Here is a 20,407-nt window from a genome sequence, read left to right on the forward strand (position 1 = left end):
GTACAATCCTGCGCACCCGGTTACCCCACGGATTTCCCGCCGGAAACTGTCGGACGACCCCCTGAATTTTGGGGTGTAGGGCCGCTACCTGGGCCGTAAACGCGCGGAACCACGTCCGACTGAGCGCCGGGAGGGGGTGTGGATCGGCACGAAAACGGACGAGCCAGCACCCCTTTTCGTGGGTGTCACCTCGCAGTCAGCCCAGGAGGGCATCCATGCCGACCCAGTCCAGCAGCACCGCCACCCCCTACACGCCGCCGCTCGAGATGCTGCAGGCGGCCGAGACGATGCTGGCCCAGGCCACGCCCGAGGACCTCGCCATCGCCGACAAGCTCTACATGGCGTACGGCGGCGTGACGGGGGGGCGCTCCGCCGTCACCGGCGCCGAGCTCCCCGAGTTCGAGATCTGCCGCCCCCTCGTCAAAGCGGGGTGGCTCGCGAGCGTCCGTGAGGCCCGGGCGCTGCTGGGCCAGAGCGCGACGCTCCGCATCGACACCACCGACCTGGACACCCGGCTGGCCGAGTTCAAGGCCGAGGTGGAGGAAGTGGTGAACGGTCCGGAGGGCCGGACCGACCCCTTCCTCATGGGCATCTCGGAGATCGCCTCGGCGACCCGCGACCTGGCCGAGGCCACGAAGTCGGTGGGCGGCGATGAGGAACCGGTGGCCAACCTCATCGAGAGCGTGACGAAGGCGCTGAACGAGCGTGTTCGCGCCCTGGCGACGCCGCCGGCCGAGTCCACCGCGACAGCGTAGCCCGGCGAGGGCAGGCCACCCCTTCTTCAGGGCATGGCCCGCCCTCGGAACCTGCCGCCGGAGCTGCTCGATGGCCCGGATGGGGGCGAGGGCGGGGATGTGCCCCTCGCCCCGGACCCGCTGGAGGGCTACGAGCCCACCGGGCTGCGTGGCCCCCGGACGTCCCTCACCCCGGACATGGTGCTCGTCATCGCCCGGGAGATCGCCCGGACGGGCGTGCTCCGGTCCGCAGCTGCGCGAGCGGGCACCACCGAGGACTGTGTTGGGCAGTGGCTGCGCCGGGGGAAGGACGCGGCGGCTCGCAAGAAGCGCAGCCTCTACACCCAGCTCTACATGGAGGTGGAGTACGCCCGGGCCCACCGGCGCGCGTACCTCATCAACCTGGGCGAGCGCAGCGTCACCGATCGCCACATGAACCCGCGCTTTGTCACCTGGCTGATGTCGGTGACGGAGCCCAAGGAATTCACCGTCCCGCGGGAGGCGGCTCCGACGCAGCAGGCCAATGGGCTTGGAGCCGCCTTCGACCTGGTCACACCCGAGGACGCGGTGAAAGCGATTGAGACGAAGCTCCGGCGGTTCCTCGAACTGGAGGACACGCGCGATGCGCTCTTCGCCAAGGTGCGCGCCGAGGCCGAACAGGGAGAGCAGGCCGATGGCGCCAGCTCCGAGGGGGCGTGATGGCCACCCCTGCTGTCAGCCCCCCGAGTCGCAACCCCTTCGCCGGCATCCCCATCCTCTCCTCGGACAACCTCGGCCGGTTCTCGCTCTCTGACCTCGCGGCGATGAAGTTCCGCGAGCAGTTGCGCAAGGCGGAGAAGGTGGCGGAGGGACTGGCCTCTCACCCCGGCATCGCCGAGCAGCTGCGGTTGAACCAGGCGGAGGTGCTGGCCTGGTACTACGAGCCGCGCTTCTGGCTCCGGCCGGTCCAGCAGCCCCCGCCGGACTCCACGAAGTGGCGCACGTGGTTCTTCCTCGGGGGCCGTGGCACGGGGAAGACGTACGCGGGTTCTGTTGCCGTGCTCGAGGAGGCGCGGAAGGACCCCAACGCGCGCATCCTCATCGTCGGCCCCACCGACTCGGAGATCCGCAAGAACCAGCTCGAGGGCCTGAGCGGCATCCTCACCCTGGCGCCACCCTGGTTCAAGCCGGTGCACCAGCGCAGCAAGCGCACGCTGGTGTTCCCCAACGGAGCGCTTGCCTTCTACGTCCCCGCCCAGGCCGGGCCCGACAAGTTCCGCGGCTACAACGTCACCTTCGTCTGGTTGGACGAGATCGTCGCGTGGAAGAAGAAGCCGGAGGACGTGTACGAGGAGTGCCGGAAGGTGGCTCGCGTGCGCACCCCGCGCATGGAGCAGCTGGACCTGCCGGCCCGGCTCGTCATCACCACCACCCCGGCACCCACCCCGCTCTTCGAGCAGATTCTGGCGGAGAAAGAGGGACTCTACCTCGCGCGCTCCACCACCCTCGACAACGCGGCCAACCTGGACCCGGCGACGGTGCGCCGCGCGCTGCGCCTCATCAACACTACGGATGGCCGGCGCGAGTACGGCGGCGAGCTCTTCTGGGGGATGAGCGCCTGCATCTACCAGTGCGTCAACTGGAACGCCTCGCGGGTGAAGAGCCTCGCCGCCATTCCGGAGCGCCGGGACGCGAAAGGCGAGCTGCGGCCGCTCTTCGACAAGATCGTCGTAGGCGTGGACCCGGCGACGGGCGAAAAGGTGAACAGCGACCAGCACGGCATTGTGGTGGAGGGCATCCGCGAGGAGGCGGACGGGCTCGTCCACACCTACGTGCTCGAGGACCTGTCCATGCGCAGTCCGGAGTCCTCTGCGTGGGCGAAGGTAGCAGTGGACGCGGTGCACCGGTGGAAGCACCTGGCGCCCAGGAGGAAGACGTTCATCTTCGCGGAGACGAACACCGGCGGCAGCCTCGTGAAGGACTGCGTCCGCAACGTGGATGCCACCGTGAAGGTGAAGGGCGAGCGGGCCCGGCAGAGCAAGGCGGAGCGCGCGGCCCCTGTGTCCCAGCTCGCCGAGGCGGGGCTGGTGCACATGGTGGGCAAGCACCACGAGCTCGAGAAGCAACTGGCCAAGTTCACCGGCCAGGAGGGCGGGCACGCGCGGGACGACCGCGCGGACGCCTTCGCGTGGCCCATTTTCAAGTACGTGTGCCCGAAGCGGGAGAACAAGGGCGCCCTCAAGAAGGTGGCCGAGGCGGGCCAGCAGCAGGAGGACGAGGACAACGAGGAGTAGCGGCGCGCCCCTTCTTACCGGGCATGGCTTCCAGGTACAGGCCGTCCCTCTTCGAGCGCTTCAAGGCCGCGTACACCGGCCTCCTGCTGGGCCCGGGCGCCGGGCGCCCCGCGGTGCATGGCATCCCCATGTTCCCCATGTCGCCCCGGCGGGGCTCGCGTGCGGTGCTGGCCTCCTACCGATCCAACGCGTGGCTGCAGGCGGTGGTGGACACCGTGGCCGAGGCCGTGGCCACGCCCCGTTGGCGAGTGCTGGTGCCGGTGAGCCAGGAGGGCAAGGCGCTCGCGCGCGCCTGTAAGGGGATGCCGAGCTCCGAGCGGGACAAGCTCGGCGGGCTGGAGCGTCACAAGGCGCTGGCCCGGGGCCTCGCACGCGGGCACCTGGTGGAGTTGGCGGAGCACGAGTTGCTCAACGTGCTTGAGGCGCCGCACCCCATGTTCACCGGGCGCGAGCTGCGCAAAGTGCAGCAGATTCACCTCGACCTGGCGGGCGAATCCTTCCTCTGGCTGCGCCGAACCCTGGACGGACAGCGCCGCGTGGCTGGCTTCGAGATACTGCCGCCCCAGTGCGTGACGCACATGCCCGGCGCCGCGGGCGAGCCGAGCCGCTTTCTCGTCACCTACAACCGCCTCTCTAGTTCGGTGGAGGAGTCGGAGATCCTCTGGCTGCGCCACCTGGATCCCGAGGACCTGTACGGCCGGGGCGTCGGCCGCGGGCACGCCCTGGGCAACGAGCTCGACACCGCTGAGTCCATTCAGGAGGCGCGCCAGGCGACGTTCGCCCGGGGTGGCCTGCCGGCGGCCACCGTGGGCATCGAGGGCGAGGAGAGTGAGGACGTCGCCGAGGACATGGAGAAGAAGTACACCGAGCGCAGCAACAAACCGAGCAGCGCCGGGTGGGTGTGGTTCGTCCCAGGCAAGGTGACGCTCTCCCAAATCCAGCAGGACTTCCGCGCCCTCCAGATGGACGAGGCGGAGAAGGGCCTGAGGGACTACATCCGCCAGTGCTTCAATATCCCCCCGGAGCTCCTGGGCGATCTCACCAGTTCCAACCGCTCCACCGCCGAGGCAGCGAAGTACACCCTGGCGGAGTACGCCGTGCTCCCTCGCCTGGAGTTCCTTCGCACCGAGTACCAGCTGCGCCTGGTGCCACTCATCGACGCGGACGCGCTCCTAGAGTACCACGATCCGCGTCCCCATTCCTGGGAGCGCACGCACCAGGCCATGACGGCGAGCTACGGGCCGCACGTGCTCCTCAACGAGGCACGCGCCCACGGCGGCCTGCCGCCCCTCAAGCGCTTCGAGGGCGTGCCCTTCATGCCGCTGCCGGGCGCCCAGCCGGTGCAGGACGACGACAAGACACCGAAGAACCCGCCGCCCCCTCGCGGCCCGGAGAAGTAGTCCCGCCCCTTCTCCACGAGCATGAAGCTCAAGCCCACCCCGCCCGCTGATGGCGTCATCAAGGCCCTCGGCCAGCTCGTGCAGAAAGCCGAGGGCGCTGCCGACGCGAAGCCCGTCTTCCGTATCACCTCCGAGGTGTTGGATCGGCACCGCGACCGGGTGAAGACGGGCGCGCTGAAGACGGAGAACTTCGACCAGAACCCCGTCCTGCTCTGGAACCACAACGACTGGGAGCCCGCCATCGGCACCTGTCGCGTGTTTCAGGAGAGCGGCGAGTGGTTCATGGAGCCCGCCTTCGATGGCATCGGCGAACTCTCCAAGGACGTGGCCGCGAAGGTGGCGGCCGGAACGCTTCGCACCTGCAGCATCCGCTTCCGCTTCCTCAAGTACGCGTACAACGAGGAAGGGGGCCTCGACTACGAGGAGGTGGAGTTGCTGGAGGTCTCAATCACTAACATCCCCGCCAACCCGGAGGCACTCCGCGTGAAGAACCAGGCCCAGCAGCAGAAGCAGAAGACCGAGACCCCACCCCCTGCCGAGGGCGATCAGTCCAAGGCGCTCGAGCAGGCGGATCTCGATGCCATACGCGCCGCCGTGGACGAGGCGATGAAGCCCTGCATGGAGGCGATTGCCCGAATCGAGGCGGCCCTGACGAAGCTCCTGGGCGAGGAGACCGCGGAGCAGACGCCCGGCGAGGAGGAGGCCAGCACCGACGCCGAAACGCCGGAGGAGGCCGCCAGCGCGGGTGACGGCGAGGAGATGACGTCCGAGGAGGAGGAGGAGCTGAAGTCCTTCCTCGACGCACTCGTCAAGCCGAAGGCGAAGTGAGCCGCCCGTTCTTCCCACCAACCGAGGCGCGAAGGGCGCCCCTCCACCGGAGACACATACCATGAAGTTTCCCAAGGTCATTCAGCGCGCCATTGCCGCCGAGACCGCCAAGGCGATGGCGGCGGAGTTGGCGCGCCGCACCTCCGCCGCCCCGGCCGACACTGCGGGCAAGGGCGCCAAGGGTCCGAGCCGCGACGAGCTGCGCGTGGCGATGGGCCTGCGCATCAAGTCGCTCTGGGCCAATCACCCCATGCACGCATCCAAGTCCTCGGCGTCGCTGCGCGACTGGGTGAAGAAGAGCGCGAGCGCCTACGAGTCCCTGTTCTCCCAGGGCGGCTCCCTGCTCGCGCAGGAGTACAGCTCGGAGATCATCGAGCTCCTCCGTCCGAAGACGGTGCTGCTGCGCGCCGGTGCCCGGAAGGAGGTCTTCACCGGCAAGCTCAACATCGGCCGGCTCAACGGCGGAGCGACGGCGGAGTTCGTCGCGGAGGGCAAGGCTCCCACCATCAACAAGATCGACACGGGCGCCGTCATCCTGGAGGGCCACAAGCTCATGGCCATCTACGAGCCCTCCAACGACATGCTGCGCAACCCCAGCATCGACTCCGCGGGGATGCTCTCTGATGATCTCCTGGCGGCGATGGCACTGGCGGCCGACAAGGCGGGGTTCATCGGTGACGGTACCGGCGCCAACCCGCGGGGCATCGTCCTGCAGGTGAAGGACTCCAACAAGGTGCCCGGCGTGGCCATCACCCAGGCCAACCTCAACAACGTCATCCGCTTCATCGACACGATGGAGCAGAAGGTGAAGGCCAGCAACCTGGAGTTGGAGGGCAACTCGCCGTTCTGGACCTTCTCCAGCGCGGTGGAGTCGGCGCTGAAGGCGCTGCGCTTCGAGAACGGCGGGTTCATTTACCGGGATCAGCTCGAGTCCGGGAAGCTCAACGGCAAGCCCGTCCACATCACCGAGAGCCTGGGGGACAACTACTTCTTCTTCGGGCTCGCCTCCCAGCTCTACTTCGGCCTCGACAACTCGACGGGTGACATCATCCTCGACATGAGCCAGCCGCACTTCGCCGAGGACCTGACGATGGTCAAGGCCATCTCCAAGCCGGACTGGAAGCTGCGCCACAATACGGCGTTCGCCTACTCGGACAACGTCGCGCTGTCCTGATGCCTGCTGGGCTGGGTGCTGCGCGGGCCCGGTCCGATCCCCCTCTCTCGTCTCACCCCTGGAGAACGAATCATGCACCCCACGTCCACGAATATTGGTGCGTACCTGCGCACCGCGGGCCCCTCGGGGGCCGTGCAGGGCTACCCGCCGTCCACCCTCTCCGCCTCCACCGATTACGGCGACGCCTTCAGCGTGGTGGGCTTCAAGTCGGCCGTGCTCACCGCGAGCACGGGCAGCGCCACGGGCGGGCCCACCACGCAGAGCACCACGGTGTCGCTCCAGTCCTCCACCGCCAGCGCGGCGGATGGCACCTGGGCGGACGTCGCCGGCACCACGGTGACGCTCACCGCCGACGAGAAGAGCGGCGAGGTGGACATCAACCTCGTGGAGTTGCCGTCCGGCCACGGGTACGTGCGCACCAAGGTGGTGGTGGCCTTCACCGGAGGTACCGCGCCCGAGCAGGCCGTGGCCGCCAACCTCACCCTGGCGGGCTCGAGCAACCTGCCCGTCTAACACTGCCGCAACCCTCCGCCGGGGAGCGCCCCTTCTTCTGGGTGTCTCCCCGGTTTCGTTTGGAGGTGCCCGTGCCGACGCCCTACGACTTCACCACGCTGGCCCGCGCCGCCACCCGGATAAGGGTGTCCACCTCGGACGCCGAACTGCCCGCCCTCATCACCGCAGCGAGCCGGGCACTGGCCAACTTCCTGGGCTACGAGGCCCACCTGCGCGAGGAGGTGGACGAGACGGTGGTGGGCCAGGGCGGCGTGTACGTGTGGTTGCGCGCGGGGCAGGTGCGGCAGCTGCATTCGGTGAAGGTGCACGGCGCCGAGCTCGCCGAGGGCGAGGTGGCGATCGACTGCCCCCGGGCCGGGCGCCTGGTGCGCCGCCGCGGGCGCTGGCCCTTCACCGGCAGCAGCACCGCCGGCATCGTCCCCATTCCCCTCCAGGCGCACGACAGCGGGGACATCGTGGTGTCCTTCGACTCGGGGTGGAGGACACCCGGACAGGTGGCCCTGGCGCTGGAGGCGGAGCCCTCCAGCACCCTCACGAGCGAGCTTCCGCCGGAGTTGGAGGAGGCCGCGCTGCTGGTGCTCACTGCGTGGTACCGCCGGCTTGGGCAGGACCCAGACGTCACGACGAAGAGCCTCGGCGACGCCTCTATCTCCTGGGGCGCGGACTCGATGCGTGGCGGCAAGGTGGCCATTCCTCTCATCGCAGCGCAACTCGCAGCCCACCACCGCAAGCCGGGGCGGGGGAGCACATGAGCCTCTGGGCCGGCGACATGAGGGAGACGTTTCATATCAAGCGCAACCTGGGCCCGGACTCCACCAACCCGGACCCGCGGCTGCGCATGGTGGAGCGCTACGGCCCCGCTGAGCCCCACCCCTGCCGATGGCAGCCCGGTGCGCGACTGGTGAAGGCGGCGGACGGGCGCCAGGTGGTGAGCGAGGGGACGCTCTTCACCACCGCCCGCTTTACCTCCAAGGACTTGCTGTGGCTGCCCGGGGAGGACCCCGAGGACGTGGGCGCCAGCAAGCGGGCCCTGCGCGCCTGGGAGCGCAAGGCGCTGGAGACGGGAGACTTCGACCACACCGAGGCCGCGCTATGAGCCTGCGAGACGTGGAGCTCGACGTCGCCCTACTGCTCGAAGCGGCGGGGCTGGGCAGCACCAGCGCCAACCCGCCCACCCTCTACCCGGGCCCGTACCCCGCGACGGCGCCGGACGCGTTCATTGCCTGTCGACACTCGGGTGCGGAGAAGCCGGAGAAGTACCTGGCCAACACGGGGCTGGCCTACCACCGCGAGTCCGTGACGGTGATGGTGCGGGGCACACGGGAGCCGGGCAGTTACGTGACGGACGGCGCCCGCGCCCGCGCCGCATGGAGCGCCCTGTACGACTTACACCCCAGCGAGTACGTGCTGGTGGACCCGGAGGACGGCGGACCCACGTACCTCGGCGATGACGAAGAGCACCGTCCGCGCTGGTCCTTCACCGTGGGGCTGGAGTACCTCTCGGCTACCGCGCCGGGCGTGGTGGTGCCGCTCTCCCGCGACGCCACCCTGCGCGTGGGCGGGCTGTCCGTCACCGGCGAGGCCTCGGTGGCCGGGCTGCTACGCCTGGGCGCCCTTCCCTTCGCGAGCCTCCCCGCCCCTGGTGAGCACCGCGGGGCCCTCGTCTTCGACACGGACGCGGGCCTGCTGCGCGTGTCCACCGGCACCACCTGGCTGGCCCTGGGCGAGCTGCCCCCCATACCCACCGCCGCCGAGGTGCTCGTCATCCCGGCCGGCGAGCTCGCGGCGAGCACAGTCCAGGGGGCCCTCGAGGAGATTCAGGCGGACGTGTCAGGACGGGCCACGGCGGCGCAGCTGGCGGCGAAGGCCGACGCCTCGGCGGTGAATGACGCCCTGGCGCTGAAGGCGAACGCGAGCGCACTCACCAGCCACACCTCGGTGACGGCGGCTCACGGGGTGGTCGGCAGCCTGGTGGGCACCACGGACGCCCAGACGCTCTCCAACAAGAAGCACTCCGGGGTGCTCGAGGTGGTGGACGTCGCCTCGGGCGCGGTGGCCTTCCGCATCCCCGCGGGCAGTTGGCTGAAGCTCGGGGCCGACACCGCGAATGCGGACGTCCTCCTCTGGAACGGTTCCCGCTTCCTCTTCGGCCCGGCGGGTGGCTCCTCTGCCACCGTTGGCTCGCTTATCGTGGGGACGGAGGTTGTGCTGCAGGGCGGCGTTCTGCGCCGCTCCACCACGGGCCTGCTGTCCTATTCATCCACGCCCTCCACCGTCGCGCACCGGTTCACCACCTCGGCCGTCATGGCCGCTGGCGGCGTGCTGGTGGAGTTCACGCAGCCGAGCGGCACGGGCGGCGCCGAGGTGCGCAGGTGGGCGGTGGACAGGGACGGCAAGCCGCTGCTCAACACGGGCGACAGCAGCGCCGCCCCGGGCAACGCCACGCTCAACACCCCGGCAGGGAAGAGCGCCATCCTCGCCGGGGCCTCGTCCGTCACCATCACCAACAGTTGCTGCACGGCCAGTTCGCTGGTGCGCGTCTGGGTGCAGCAGGTGAACGAGGACGCCACCCTCGTCCGCGTGCGCGCCGTCCCGGCGGCTGGCTCCTTCATCATCTACGGCAACGCCTCCGCCACGGCCAACGTCGTCGTGGGCTGGGAAATCACCAACTGAGGAGTGCACATGGGGACACGGACACAGCGGGAGCTGGAGGCGAAGCGCGCGGAGGTGGCGGCGCTCGAGGTGAAGGCAGCCGAGGAAGATGCGGCCCTGGCGTTGGACTCGCCGCACGTGCGCCAGCTGGCGGTGGCCCTGCACACCAAGCTATGCCCGGACAGCCACGACACCCTGGAGTGCTCCTGGTTCCTGGAGGACCCCGTCGCCGCGGATGACCCCGAGGGCGCGGACTGGACGGCTCCGTCGCACTCCGACTGGTTGCGGCGCGCGCGGGGTGGGCTGGCCACCGAGCGCGAGCTCGGCTGGCGCATCTACCCGCCGGGCTCCTCGGAACCGCTCCCCACCCTGCCGTGAGCCGCCCCTTCTCCGGGGCATGGGACGCGGCTTGTACAGGGTGAGGAAGTCCGTCGAGGTCAACGTCCTCGCGCTCAAGCGTCTGCGCTCGCAACCGGAGCGGGTGTTGAGCGACCTGGACAGGCCGGTGCTGGACGCGGCCCAGCGTGGCATGGACCAGGCGCAGTTCCTGGTCCCGCGCGGCGGAGCGCCGGACGATCCGCTGAACCTCGCCGACACGTCATTCGTCAGTGTCCCCCACCACAATCTGGGCGCGCCCCTGAGCACCACCGTCACCACCGGGTATGACCATCCGGAGGCCGGGTCCATTCACGCGGGCTGGCACTGGGGCCACCTGTTGATTCCCCCCGAGTGGTTGCGCCGTGCCTTCAAGAAGGGGGTGCGCCCCCTGCTCATCAAGGGCGTGTCCAGCCAGCTCATGAAGTCTCTCGCGAAGCTCTTTCCCAAGAAGTGAGGCTATCCATGTCCACGCCGATCATCGCCCACAAGGTACCCATCCACATTCACGAGACTGCCGAGGAGGTGCTCTCCGACGCCAATAAGTTGGAGGCCGGATCGAAGTTCTCGGTGACCCGCAACAACGTCCACGAAACCGACAAGTTCCTCAACTCGGACGGCTACGACGAGAACACGATCGTCTGGACGGAGCTCAGCGGAAACATCTCCGGCAAGCGGCGCCAGGGCAGCCCGACCCAGGAGGTGATGGCGGCCGCCTCGGAAAACCAGACGCACTTCTACATCTCCGTCGTGACCAATCCGACTGCGTCCGCCGGCAGCAAGGGCAAGCGCTACAAGGTCTCGATCGAGTCGGACCCGAACGACTTCGAGGCCGGCACCTCGCAGGCGTTCGATTACGGGCTGAAGTTCAGCGGCCCGCCCGTGGCATTCTAATCCCTCTCACCCTCCATCCTCACGCAGAGACCATATGCCCACCGATGCATTCAATTCCCCCCCCCGCCTCTACAAGACGGTCACCATCAACATCGGCGGCACGCCCGTTACGCTCGCCCTCCGGCGCATCTCGCCGTCGCTCGCGGCCATGGTCATGGCCGAGGCCCAGAAGGCCGGGGACGCGGACAAGGACAACAAGCCGATCGGTCTGGATGGCGGCATGCGGGTGATGGCGCGGATGGCCGCGTGCGTCATCTATCTCCCCGACGCCGTGCGCCCCCGGTTCAACCGACGCAACCCCGAGGACCTGGAGACGATCATCGAGTCCGACTGGCTGATGGACCTGCAGGACGACATCAACGGCGCCATGGCCCACTCGGGCGTCGCGCTGGAGCACATCAAGGGAAACTCCGAGGCGACCCAGACCGAGCCCTCGAAGTCCGGGTCGCCAGACTGATGGGGTGGACGCTCGCCACGGCGCGCGAACAGCCCTTCGAGGACATCCTCTCCTTGGCCGCAGACGCGATCATGGAGGCAGAAAGCGTGACGTCCGGACGTGAGCCGCCCGCGCCCCATCGGGACGGACGTCCGATGACCAGTCACTCCACCGTCATCTACGAGGCCGAATAGGCCCGGAGAGGTAGTTGAGCCATGGCCGGCGCGGGAAACGGTCCAGGTGGGTTGAAGGTCGGAGACCTCTACGTCTCCGTCACCGCCGCCATCGGCGAGGCGGTGAAGAACCTCAACGCCATCATGGAGAAGATCGAGGAGACGGCGGACACCATCGAGGAGCACATGTCCAAGGCCGCAGCTGCCCTGGGTGACTTCTCGGACGGCCTGCTGTCGGTGGCTGCCGTTGCTGCCGGCGCCTTCGCCGTAGCGAGCAAGACCTCCGAGCCCGCCAAGAAGGCACTGGATGATCTCACGGGCTCGCTCCAGACGCTGGGCAAGGAGGTGGGTTCCGTCTTCATCCCTCTCGTCCAGGAAATGACGGTATGGGTGAAGACGGCCGTGGCCACCTGGCGCAACCTCACCTCCGAACAGAAGGATGCAATCGTCGCGTTCGTGAAGATTGCGACTGTTGTGGGGGGCTTGGCCAAGGTGCTCGAGCGCTCGCTCGTCTTCACGAAGAGCTTTGCCGAGGGGACGGTGGTGCTCGCGCGGGTGGCCGGGCCTGCCGCCACCGCGGTGAGCAAGGGCTTCTCGTCCATGGCGGCGTCCGTCGTCATGACGATCAATAAGGTGGGAGACCTCACCAAGAAACTGGGCGAGCTCGGCAAGTCCGACGCGAGCAAGACGTTCAAGATGCTCGACGTCGGGCGGGTGAGCTCCGGCTTCGACAAGGTGGTGTCCGCCATCAAGGGCGCCATCGTCGCCATCCCCGCGGCACTCGCCGTGGGCGCGGCGAAGTTCAAGGCCCTGGCGCTCGCGGCCTCTCCGGTCCTGGCCACCGTGGGCGCCATCGCCCTGGCGGTGGGCTCGCTGGTGGTGCTGGCGGCCGTGCTCCGCGACACCTGGGAGCAGTCCGGAGAGGGGATCAAGGCCTGGTTTGAGGGCATCACCCAGGAGGCCGTGGCGCTGGGGAAGACTATCTCCAGCTTTGTCGGGGAGATGTTCTCGTCTCTGACGGGCTTCCTGCGTCGTGGCGTGGAGGCGGCCTTCGAATTCATCGCAGCACAGGTGCGATGGATCGCGAAGATGGCCGCGCCGGTGGCGAAGTGGGTGGGCGCCGACAAGGTGTCCGCCATGTTCGAGGCGATGGCCAACACCTCGGGCAAGAAGATGTTGGAGTACCTGGACCAGGGCGTGACGAAGCTCTGGGACGCGGGCAGCGCCAAGGCGCGCGAGGCAATGGAGGGCGTGCAGGAGATCGCCAACAAGGCGGGCGAGGCCCTGAAGGATGGCGCCTCGGGAGCAGTGGACATGCTCACCACCGCGAAGGCCTCGTACGACAGGGGCATGGCGCTGCTCAAGAAGGACTTCGGATTCAGCGTCGAACTGCCCTCCATCAACCTGCCGGAGATCGGAGACCCCAACACCGTCGAGGGGACGAAGACGCTCGACGAGATGAAGCGGGTAGCGGATGACGCGGCGAAGTTCGCGAAGGATGCACTGGACGTTGCTCGTGACGTGGCCAGCGGACTGGTTGACCTGGCGCTCCAACAGAAAGACTTGATGGAGAAGGCACAGGCATGGCTCGCCCAGAACGTGATGGCGCCTCAGTTTGAGCTGCTCTTCCGGGAGAGCCTGACGCCAGCCATTGCCGCCGCCAAGGAGGCGCAGCAGGCGATCGCCGAGCGGGCAAAGCAGCTCGCTGAGACGCTCGCCCAGGCCCGGGACGCGCTGGCGTCCAAGGCCCTGGGGCGGATGGGCGAGGCACCCGGGATCGTCGAATCCGGCATCCAGGGAGCCACCGTCGCGGGCCCCCTCGGCGCGGTGGCCGCCGTCCTTGGCGATCTGCTCACCCGCTCGGAGCAGTTCAAGACGCTGGTGGAGATGGTAGGCACCCTCATTCAGCGGGTGGCCGACACGCTGGGCCAGTTGGTGGTGCCCCTGCAACCGCTGATCGGCGGGCTCTCCACCCTCGCCATGTCGGTGGTGTCCGGACTGTCCCCCGCGCTCACCGCCGTGGGCGAGGTGCTCGAGCCGCTGGCCCCGCTCTTCCAGCTGCTGGGCACCATGTTGGCCCCGCTCTTCCAGGTGCTCGGCCAGGTCCTCTCCGCCGTCATGCAGCCGGTGAAGTACCTGGTGGAGGTGGCGCTGAAGACGCTCTTCGAAGTGTTCAAGACGGCCGGACTCACGGTGATGACGATCGTCCTGGGCATCCGCGAAGCGTGGAATGGGATTGTGGGGGCGGTACAGGGGGTGTTGCGCAGCCTCGGCGACATCACCCTCTTCGGCGGCAAGCCCCTGGGCTTCCTCCTGGAGTGGGCGGAGGGGCTGGAGGGGGCGAAGTCCGACACCTCGGGCCTGAGGAGCGCCATCAACCAACTGCACCACGCCACCTACGAGACGGCCCTGGCTCAGGCCGAGCAGGCCGCCGCGGTGCTGCAGGCCACTGCGGCGGTGGACAAGATGACGGCGAGCCTCACCAACGTCCCCTCCAGCTGGAAGTATGCCCTGCGCAGCTTCGAGGCGCAGAATGCCCGCCCCTCCCCCCTGCCGCTCCCCACCTCCACGCCTTCAATCCCGGCCGGGGCGGGCGGTGGCGCGGCGCCGAGCTCGCCCGCGGGGCCTGCCCCGGCGCCGTCCGGCCCCGTGGTGGACACCATCAACGTGTACGTGCAGGACGAGAACGCGGCCATGGCCTCCTTGGAGACGCGCCTGGGCAACGTCGCCTACCGCAGCGCCGGCAGCCGGGGCGGGCGCGGCCGCAAGCCGTACGGGCAGGATGTGGGGTTGACGACGCCATGAGCCTCTTGAAGATCAACGGGGTAGCGGTGCAGGCAACGGCCTCCGAGTGGCAACCGGTGACGCTGGGAGAGATGGCGCGCACCCTCAACGGCGCCCCGCGCTCCACGGCCAGGGTGCGCAAAGCAGACCTGCGCTACACCTCGGGGCTACTGATGGTGCCTGAGGCACATTTGCTGCGCGCGCTGGTGCTGGGTGATGGAGATGTGTTGTCATTTGACGACGACACCACACCCGAAGCGTTCCTGTACACATCCCGTTGCGTGTTCCCCGTGTCACATAGCGGCGTAAGTCGTTCTACCGTATTCCCCTGGAGAGGCATTGCCAATCTCCGCATTTCCGCAGGCGGCTCAGTGTCATGGGCGGCGCAGATGGATGGTGGCTTTACGGTTATGTTCTACAGTCGATTTGTGTCCCCCGGCGCGTCTGCCTGGAACCACGTTGCTTGGAATTCATCATCCGGCAGGTGGTATAACGGTATCAATTTCCCATCCGATCCACTACCGCCGGGATTGATATTCAACGAAGACGATCAGGCGTTTGGCTTTACCGTCCCGCCAGGCCAGACTGTCTTCGACGTCGACGACGTCGTTATACTTCCATTCGCAGCACCAGACGCGTGGATGCCAGCATTGTTTGCATTTCACGAGACACGGCCGTGGCCCGCTCTCCCGTACGTGCTGGTGGAGGATCCTCGCCTGCCAGCTGGCGGCGTGCTGTGCCTCGGCGAGGTAGGCCCCTCGCAGGCGCTGCCGCTGCGCACCAGCGTGGCTGAGCGGGTGGAGTTCACGCTCTACGGCACCTGAGCACCGCTTCTCCTGGGCATGCGCCCCCTCACCGAGCAACTGATTCGCATCCTCACGCACCCCGCCGGCTACCACGCCCGCGGCCGGGTGCGCATTCTGGGCCCGGACGGCCAGTGGTGGGATCTCACCAACCTCCTGGGCCGGGACTTCCTTGAGGGCGTGGACGTAGATGAGAACCTCGACATGCCCGTGGGGCAGGCCACCGTCCGCCTCATGCGCCAGGTGCGCGGCCTCTCCCTCGCCCCGCTGATGACGAGCTCCCTGGCCAACAACCTGGCCGGCAGCTACGCGCCGCTCGTGGACCCCAACCGGCGCTTCCGGGTGGAGGTGGCCGTAGGCGTTCGCGGGCAGCCCGTCCTCCCGGTGTGGCTGCCCCTCTTCTTCGGCCGGATCGACTCGGTGGACTCCGGCAACCCGGACATCATCACCTTCACCGGCAGGGACTTGTCCTCCGCCCTCCAGGACGTGTGGACGGACGAGGAGAAGGTGTACGGCAGCGACGGCGGCGTGCCGCTGGAGACGGTGTGCAACGCCATCCTCACCGACGCCCAGCTCTCCGACTTCGCGCTCTACACCCCGGTGGCCTCCGCCCAGGCCCTGGGGAAGTACAAGCAGGACTACGAGCCCTGCATGGACGCGCTCTCGAAGCTGGCCGTGGGCCGGGGCTGGGAGGTGCGCTGGAAGCTGCGCCCGGACACCGGCGACTGGGGCCTGTGGCTGTGGGGCCCGGACAGGACGGCCACCGCGCCCGTGTGGACGTACACCGCCTCGGACTACCAGTACCTCGGCGAGCTGCGCATGGGGCTCGAGGACGTCCGCACCGCGGTGGAGGTGGTGTACCCGGACGCTTCGGACTTGGACGCGGCCGGGCAGCCCAAGCGCAAGACGGTGCGCCGGGAGTCCGCCACCGCCCTCGCCCGCTTCGGCTGGCTGACGAGCGGAGGCACCCGCCTGCACCGCCTCATGCGGGTTACCGAGGGGGCCTCCACCAACCTGCGCACCGCCGCCGAGGCTGGGCGCCTCGCGGACCTGGCCCTGGCCGACCTCTCCACCATGGACGCCGGGGCCACGGTGGAGGTGGGCTTCCACCCGGCCCTCGAACTAGCCGACCTGGTGGCCCTCACCCCCAACGGCGTGAACTTCAACGCCGAGCAGCGCCTGGCCGTCCGGCAGGTGACGCACTCCCTCTCCTCCACCAGCGCCAAGACGACGCTGCGCCTGCTCGGCAAGCCTTCCCTCGGGCCCGCAGCCTGGCTGTCCATGGAGTCCCGCGCCGGCATCGCCCCGGGCGCCCCCTTCACCGGGCCCGCCGCTCCCTCCGGACTCGGCGTCACCAACAGCGTCACCGGCGCGGTGCTCTCCTTCACCGCCCCCAACATCACCTCGGGCGGCCCGCGCGCCGAGGAGTACGAACTCCACGTCTACGATACCCCGGGCGCTGCCCTCTCCAGCGCCACGCGGCGGGAGGTGAGCAACTCCACGTGCTTCGACGTGACGGGACTCACGGCGGGAGCAACGAAGTACGCCCGCGTCCGCTCCCGAGACAGGAAGGGCAACGTGGGCCCGGCCTCGGAGGAGGTGACACTGGCCCCGAGGTACGTCACCCCGAGTGATGTCGCGCAGAACGTCACCTGGTCCGCGCTGCCTCTCAACTCCGACCTCGAGTCCCATCCCGATCCATCCAGCCCTCCGGCCGCATGGCGTTTGGTGGGCGGCACCTGGGGCGTGGATGCGGTGGCGGAGACGAGCACGGTGTTCAGCGGCTCCAGGTCGGTGCGCCTCCAGGGCACGGGCACACCCACGTTGGAGAGCCAGCGATTCACCGTGCGGCCTGGTGACAGGCTGACGCCTTCCGCTGTCGTCTTGGTACCAGCGCCCGAAAACCTCAGCCACACCGCCGCGCTGTGGCTATTCTGGTACGACGCCGCGGGAAGTACCGTGGGCAGCGTGAAGGTGTCCGAGACGTACTCGGCCGGGTCTGACGTCTGGCAGATACTGGGTGTCCGGGCCCGCCCCACCACCGTCCCTCTCGCCGCGCGCTACGCCAGCGTCGGCGTCTCGAAGTCCGGCACCAGCAGCTACTTCGTGTATGTGGACTCGGTGCGCGTCGTCCTCCTCGCGGACACCTTTCTCTACCGCTATCCGCTCGCTGCGAGCGGTGTTGGCTGGGTGCCCCCATCTGGAAAGGTGGCTCCCAGGTATCGGATGAACTCTCTGGGGGAGATCCGCCTGGAGGGGTGTGTCAACACGGGCACGTTGGGGGAGGTGGCGTTCTACCTGGACGCTGGGGATCGGCCTGCCTTCACCGCGGACTACATGTGCGCGGGAGAACTTGGACCGGCCACCATCCGGATCGCCGCAAGCACCGGAGCAGTCACCCCGATACGGGGCAGTTTTCCCATCAACATTGACGGGGTGACGTTCCTGGCCCAGGCGGCCGGCACCCTCTGACTACGGGTAGGGCGTGTTGCTCGCCCAGGTGAAGACGGTGCCGTCCAGGGCGAAGAAGGTGACGGCCTCCGGGCAGTCCCTTCTGCAGGCAGGGCTTCCGGGGCAATAGAGCCACCACTCCGAGAATGACGTGCCGGACGTCTGCGTGGTGTAAATGCACGGCGTACCACACGCTGTCTCCATTGCCGCCGTAGGCCTGCCGAGCATGGCCCGCGGCGAGCAGGAGAGGGGTGGTTGTGGGCCGCTGCTCGTCGTGGTCCCCGCATCCGGCATGGAGGGCAGCGGGGACAACGGGGCAGAGCCACAGGCGACGGCAAGCAGGAGCAACAGGGTACGGGGCATCATCGGTTCTCCGAGGAATGACGTGTGCTCCTCGGAGAAGCGTCGGCGATGCTGCGATTAAAGATCGTCTGCCTTCGCTTGGTTCTGCCTTTCGACCATCTTTGAAGCCAACCGCATACTTGCGTAGGTAATGCTGATCTTCGGCGTGAAGTCCTTCGCCTCGCAATCCAGACGAATCATCGTCTCGCCCGTAATCCACTGCGTCTCAAGCGAGGCATATCCCATTCTCAGGGCAGTCGATAGACCATCAGGGCTATCTCCAAGAAAGCTTTTCCCCTCCCTCCATCTGACAGTATCATACATCGGCGGCCCGTACTTTTGGACAAGCAGCGCCTTGAGGCTGCGATGATCCTCAATATATTGCGCCACCGTTGGACGCGTCGTTTGTAGCTGGATCGCAACGAATGACAAGCGATGATCGCCAAATCCAAATGCCGTCAATGACTTGTGACCGGCCGTCTCGCCGGCGAGCCACATTCCCTGCTCGACAGCCTGCGCTTCAGGATAGACCAGCTTCACCTCGTCTTCGGACATGCCCCAGCGAGCCTTCTGATACCCCTCCGGACTGCGATACCCAGATGGCGGATTGATGAAAGCTGGATTTATCGTACCGTCCGGTAGCCGCATGGGCGTTCCATCAGCAGAGACCGGCCCATTCACAGTCTGGACGGTGGCCACGGGTGCTGGGTTATGGAGTGGTGCGACGGGAGACGCCGTGGACGTTGCAACCGCCTGCATCTCCGCAGCGTGCTGCCCTATTCCTGTTTCCTCTGCGGCGCGGGAGGGAGCCGCAATCCGCTCCTGCCGTTCTTTCTCCCGTGGAGCCCCCATCACAGCAACTGCGGGCGGCGTCGCGGTCGTGTTTCCATGCACTGGGGGAGGGGCAGCGCAGTGGTACTGTGCCGTCATGCCTGGAACGATGCCGGCGGTAAACACACCCAGCAGCCAACCCCAAAAGGGCATATACGTCTCGACCTTGGCAATCCCGTACGTGCACTCGCGAGCGTCGGCCGTCACGGTCGTCAGTCCGATGAAACTCACGCCACCGTTCTCGCCTTGCTGTCCGCTGCGCCCGGCTGGCGAGTCCACAACGACCCGGAAACATCCCGGAAGCAACAAGAACATCACCCCTAAACACACCGCTCTCATAGACTCCCCTCCTCGAGCCCAGAGGCACGACGGCACTCCGAGCAGGAGCGGACCCTACCCAAGCCACGATGTACGTCACAAGCCCGCGCAGCGCGCGCAGTCCACCGCCCAGCGCTTCCCCAGGCCCGGGCCCTTGTCCTCCACCAGCCTGAGGTGACCCTTCCCGGGAGGGACGTGGGTGCCGCAGGTGCAGGTGCCCGCGCGGATGTTGGGACGGTGGCGCGCGGCCCCCTGGGCACACGCGGGCTCCGGGTGGGCGAGCCCCTTGTCCGCCTGGAAGTCGGCGTACTCGCCCTTGCGGACGCGCCCGCCACAGGTGCGGCACGTCCCGTCCTTCTTCGCGACGATGCGAGGCATCAGGCGGCCTCCTGGAGGGCGTTGCGCAGGGCGGCCAGCCCGCGGGCCCGGGCGGCGTGGAGCTCCTCCAGGGTGCACTTCAGCCGGCGGGCGAGCTGAGCGTCCGAGAGCTGCTCGCGGGCGAGGCCCATGGGGACGGCGACGGCCAGGCGCTCCAGCTTCGGCAGGCGCTTGAGGGCGGCCACGGCGGCGAGCTGCTGGGCGCGCTCCTCCCGGTGCTCGTCGCGCTCGTCGGCGTGCTCGAGGTACTCGCGATCCCCGGCCAGGGTGGCCCCCAGCTGCAGCCCGAGGGAGGTGGCCTGGTCCGCGCCCTCCGTCTTCAGGGCCTCCTCGTAGGAGACACTCTCCCGGGCCACGCGGCGGCGCGCGCGGGCGGCCAGCTTCCGCCCCCACTGGGTGGGGCGCACCAGCTTCGCCTCCTCGAGGACGTTGCCCAGGTGCTGGCGGACGGCCTTCATGACGTACGCGGGGTAGAGCGTCTTGCCCGGGCCGGCCCAGCCGGACTCGAAGCCCACCCACAGCCGCTGGGCGCGGGCGAGGGCCTCCTGCAGCAAGTCCTCCTTCTCCAGGTGGGTGCGCGCGTGGTGCGTGTACGCGTGCTCCACCTCGGCCCGGAGGAAGGGCACCAGCAGCTGCAGCAGGGTGGCCTCGGCGGCACGCTGCTGGCGGGACAGCCGGGTGGCGTCCACCTTCACCCGCTGGCCCGTGGCCTTCGCCTGCAGCTGCCGGCGTCCGTTGGCGGCGGGCCCGCGCACCACGGCCAGCGCCCCCTCGATGGACTCGGCGAGCTCCGGGGTGAGGAGCTTCTCCTGCCGCGCGCGGTTGAAGGGCAGCAGGGGTTGGCGAGGCGCCCCGGCGGGAGGGGTGCGCCCGCGCAGGTGCGGCCGGTGGGCCCGCGCCACCCGCCGCTTCTCCCGCGTGGGCACCTCGGCGAGGAAGGCGAAGGGCTCCTGGGCCGAGGCAGGCGCGGCCACCTGCGCGCGTGGCTGTCCCTCGCTCCCAGAGGAGCCAGGCGGGGTGGACGCGGGGGGGACAGGCAAGAGGCGAG

20 protein-coding genes are annotated in these 20,407 nt (G+C 68.5%); 17 read left to right on the forward strand and 3 right to left on the reverse strand.

Going from position 1 to position 20,407, the window contains the following annotated elements:
- Window positions 1–215: 215 nt before the first annotated feature.
- From VFZ09_RS27525 to VFZ09_RS27605, 17 genes are all read left to right on the forward strand, one after another.
- Complete coding sequence (locus VFZ09_RS27525; protein WP_329730653.1) at window positions 216–755, forward strand: hypothetical protein; 540 nt, start codon at window positions 216–218, stop codon at window positions 753–755.
- Between the two features lie 33 nt (window positions 756–788).
- Window positions 789–1,433, forward strand: a complete 645-nt coding sequence (locus VFZ09_RS27530; RefSeq protein WP_329730654.1) for a hypothetical protein — start codon at window positions 789–791, stop codon at window positions 1,431–1,433.
- Window positions 1,433–3,007, forward strand: a complete 1,575-nt coding sequence (locus VFZ09_RS27535) for a terminase large subunit domain-containing protein (RefSeq protein ID WP_329730655.1) — start codon at window positions 1,433–1,435, stop codon at window positions 3,005–3,007. The genes VFZ09_RS27530 and VFZ09_RS27535 overlap by 1 nt, the downstream gene beginning before the upstream one ends.
- Before the next feature lie 23 nt (window positions 3,008–3,030).
- Window positions 3,031–4,407, forward strand: a complete 1,377-nt coding sequence (locus tag VFZ09_RS27540; protein WP_329730656.1) for a phage portal protein — start codon at window positions 3,031–3,033, stop codon at window positions 4,405–4,407.
- Window positions 4,408–4,428: 21 nt separating this feature from the next.
- Window positions 4,429–5,235: an HK97 family phage prohead protease gene (locus VFZ09_RS27545; RefSeq protein WP_329730657.1), complete on the forward strand. Its 807-nt coding sequence runs from the start codon at window positions 4,429–4,431 to the stop codon at window positions 5,233–5,235.
- Window positions 5,236–5,296: 61 nt separating this feature from the next.
- Window positions 5,297–6,409, forward strand: coding sequence for a phage major capsid protein (locus VFZ09_RS27550; protein ID WP_329730658.1), 1,113 nt, complete (start codon window positions 5,297–5,299; stop codon window positions 6,407–6,409).
- 72 nt (window positions 6,410–6,481) lie between these two features.
- Window positions 6,482–6,922, forward strand: coding sequence for a hypothetical protein (locus VFZ09_RS27555; RefSeq protein ID WP_329730659.1), 441 nt, complete (start codon window positions 6,482–6,484; stop codon window positions 6,920–6,922).
- A 71-nt stretch (window positions 6,923–6,993) separates the two neighbouring features.
- Window positions 6,994–7,674, forward strand: coding sequence for a hypothetical protein (locus VFZ09_RS27560; RefSeq protein ID WP_329730660.1), 681 nt, complete (start codon window positions 6,994–6,996; stop codon window positions 7,672–7,674).
- The gene (locus VFZ09_RS27565) at window positions 7,671–8,018 is read left to right on the forward strand and encodes a hypothetical protein (RefSeq protein ID WP_329730661.1); all 348 of its coding nucleotides are present in this window, start codon (window positions 7,671–7,673) and stop codon (window positions 8,016–8,018) included. The genes VFZ09_RS27560 and VFZ09_RS27565 overlap by 4 nt, the downstream gene beginning before the upstream one ends.
- Window positions 8,015–9,595, forward strand: coding sequence for a hypothetical protein (locus VFZ09_RS27570; RefSeq protein ID WP_329730662.1), 1,581 nt, complete (start codon window positions 8,015–8,017; stop codon window positions 9,593–9,595). The genes VFZ09_RS27565 and VFZ09_RS27570 overlap by 4 nt, the downstream gene beginning before the upstream one ends.
- A gap of 9 nt (window positions 9,596–9,604) precedes the next feature.
- Window positions 9,605–9,952 (forward strand): hypothetical protein, encoded by a 348-nt coding sequence (locus VFZ09_RS27575; protein WP_329730663.1) that lies wholly within the window; start codon window positions 9,605–9,607, stop codon window positions 9,950–9,952.
- Window positions 9,953–9,992: 40 nt separating this feature from the next.
- Window positions 9,993–10,406: a hypothetical protein gene (locus tag VFZ09_RS27580; RefSeq protein ID WP_329730664.1), complete on the forward strand. Its 414-nt coding sequence runs from the start codon at window positions 9,993–9,995 to the stop codon at window positions 10,404–10,406.
- An 8-nt stretch (window positions 10,407–10,414) separates the two neighbouring features.
- Window positions 10,415–10,843 (forward strand): phage tail tube protein, encoded by a 429-nt coding sequence (locus VFZ09_RS27585; protein ID WP_329730665.1) that lies wholly within the window; start codon window positions 10,415–10,417, stop codon window positions 10,841–10,843.
- A gap of 34 nt (window positions 10,844–10,877) precedes the next feature.
- Entirely contained in the window at window positions 10,878–11,300 is a 423-nt protein-coding gene (locus tag VFZ09_RS27590; RefSeq protein ID WP_329730666.1) for a hypothetical protein, read from the forward strand.
- Between the two features lie 194 nt (window positions 11,301–11,494).
- A complete protein-coding gene (locus tag VFZ09_RS27595) occupies window positions 11,495–14,257 on the forward strand; it encodes a hypothetical protein (protein WP_329730667.1) in 2,763 nt (920 codons plus the stop codon).
- A complete protein-coding gene (locus VFZ09_RS27600) occupies window positions 14,254–15,060 on the forward strand; it encodes a hypothetical protein (RefSeq protein WP_329730668.1) in 807 nt (268 codons plus the stop codon). Before VFZ09_RS27595 ends, VFZ09_RS27600 begins: the two co-directional genes overlap by 4 nt.
- An 18-nt stretch (window positions 15,061–15,078) precedes the next feature.
- Window positions 15,079–17,511, forward strand: a complete 2,433-nt coding sequence (locus tag VFZ09_RS27605; RefSeq protein WP_329730669.1) for a hypothetical protein — start codon at window positions 15,079–15,081, stop codon at window positions 17,509–17,511.
- 399 nt (window positions 17,512–17,910) lie between these two features.
- Here VFZ09_RS27605 and VFZ09_RS27610 read toward each other — a convergent pair whose 3' ends face one another.
- The 3 genes from VFZ09_RS27610 to VFZ09_RS27620 form a co-directional block, all read right to left on the reverse strand.
- Window positions 17,911–18,387: a hypothetical protein gene (locus VFZ09_RS27610; RefSeq protein ID WP_329730670.1), complete on the reverse strand. Its 477-nt coding sequence runs from the start codon at window positions 18,385–18,387 to the stop codon at window positions 17,911–17,913.
- Window positions 18,388–19,077: 690 nt separating this feature from the next.
- Window positions 19,078–19,359, reverse strand: a complete 282-nt coding sequence (locus VFZ09_RS27615; protein ID WP_329730671.1) for a hypothetical protein — start codon at window positions 19,357–19,359, stop codon at window positions 19,078–19,080.
- Window positions 19,359–20,333, reverse strand: coding sequence for a hypothetical protein (locus tag VFZ09_RS27620; RefSeq protein ID WP_329730672.1), 975 nt, complete (start codon window positions 20,331–20,333; stop codon window positions 19,359–19,361). Before VFZ09_RS27620 ends, VFZ09_RS27615 begins: the two co-directional genes overlap by 1 nt.
- Window positions 20,334–20,407: the final 74 nt, after the last annotated feature.

It is taken from the genome of Archangium sp. (genome assembly GCF_036277355.1).
Classification (GTDB): Bacteria; Myxococcota; Myxococcia; order Myxococcales; family Myxococcaceae; genus Archangium.

Excerpts from the sequence above, each read along its gene's own strand:
- VFZ09_RS27525 (WP_329730653.1), top strand. The coding sequence starts at position 216 with ATGCCGACCCAGTCCAGCAGCACCGCCACCCCCTACACGCCGCCGCTC.
- VFZ09_RS27530 (WP_329730654.1), top strand. The coding sequence starts at position 789 with ATGGCCCGCCCTCGGAACCTGCCGCCGGAGCTGCTCGATGGCCCGGAT.
- VFZ09_RS27535 (WP_329730655.1), top strand. The coding sequence starts at position 1,433 with ATGGCCACCCCTGCTGTCAGCCCCCCGAGTCGCAACCCCTTCGCCGGC.
- VFZ09_RS27540 (WP_329730656.1), top strand. The coding sequence starts at position 3,031 with ATGGCTTCCAGGTACAGGCCGTCCCTCTTCGAGCGCTTCAAGGCCGCG.
- VFZ09_RS27545 (WP_329730657.1), top strand. The coding sequence starts at position 4,429 with ATGAAGCTCAAGCCCACCCCGCCCGCTGATGGCGTCATCAAGGCCCTC.
- VFZ09_RS27550 (WP_329730658.1), top strand. The coding sequence starts at position 5,297 with ATGAAGTTTCCCAAGGTCATTCAGCGCGCCATTGCCGCCGAGACCGCC.
- VFZ09_RS27555 (WP_329730659.1), top strand. The coding sequence starts at position 6,482 with ATGCACCCCACGTCCACGAATATTGGTGCGTACCTGCGCACCGCGGGC.
- VFZ09_RS27565 (WP_329730661.1), top strand. The coding sequence starts at position 7,671 with ATGAGCCTCTGGGCCGGCGACATGAGGGAGACGTTTCATATCAAGCGC.
- VFZ09_RS27570 (WP_329730662.1), top strand. The coding sequence starts at position 8,015 with ATGAGCCTGCGAGACGTGGAGCTCGACGTCGCCCTACTGCTCGAAGCG.
- VFZ09_RS27575 (WP_329730663.1), top strand. The coding sequence starts at position 9,605 with ATGGGGACACGGACACAGCGGGAGCTGGAGGCGAAGCGCGCGGAGGTG.
- VFZ09_RS27585 (WP_329730665.1), top strand. The coding sequence starts at position 10,415 with ATGTCCACGCCGATCATCGCCCACAAGGTACCCATCCACATTCACGAG.
- VFZ09_RS27590 (WP_329730666.1), top strand. The coding sequence starts at position 10,878 with ATGCCCACCGATGCATTCAATTCCCCCCCCCGCCTCTACAAGACGGTC.
- VFZ09_RS27595 (WP_329730667.1), top strand. The coding sequence starts at position 11,495 with ATGGCCGGCGCGGGAAACGGTCCAGGTGGGTTGAAGGTCGGAGACCTC.
- VFZ09_RS27600 (WP_329730668.1), top strand. The coding sequence starts at position 14,254 with ATGAGCCTCTTGAAGATCAACGGGGTAGCGGTGCAGGCAACGGCCTCC.
- VFZ09_RS27605 (WP_329730669.1), top strand. The coding sequence starts at position 15,079 with ATGCGCCCCCTCACCGAGCAACTGATTCGCATCCTCACGCACCCCGCC.
- VFZ09_RS27610 (WP_329730670.1), bottom strand. The coding sequence starts at position 18,387 with ATGTCCGAAGACGAGGTGAAGCTGGTCTATCCTGAAGCGCAGGCTGTC.
- VFZ09_RS27615 (WP_329730671.1), bottom strand. The coding sequence starts at position 19,359 with ATGCCTCGCATCGTCGCGAAGAAGGACGGGACGTGCCGCACCTGTGGC.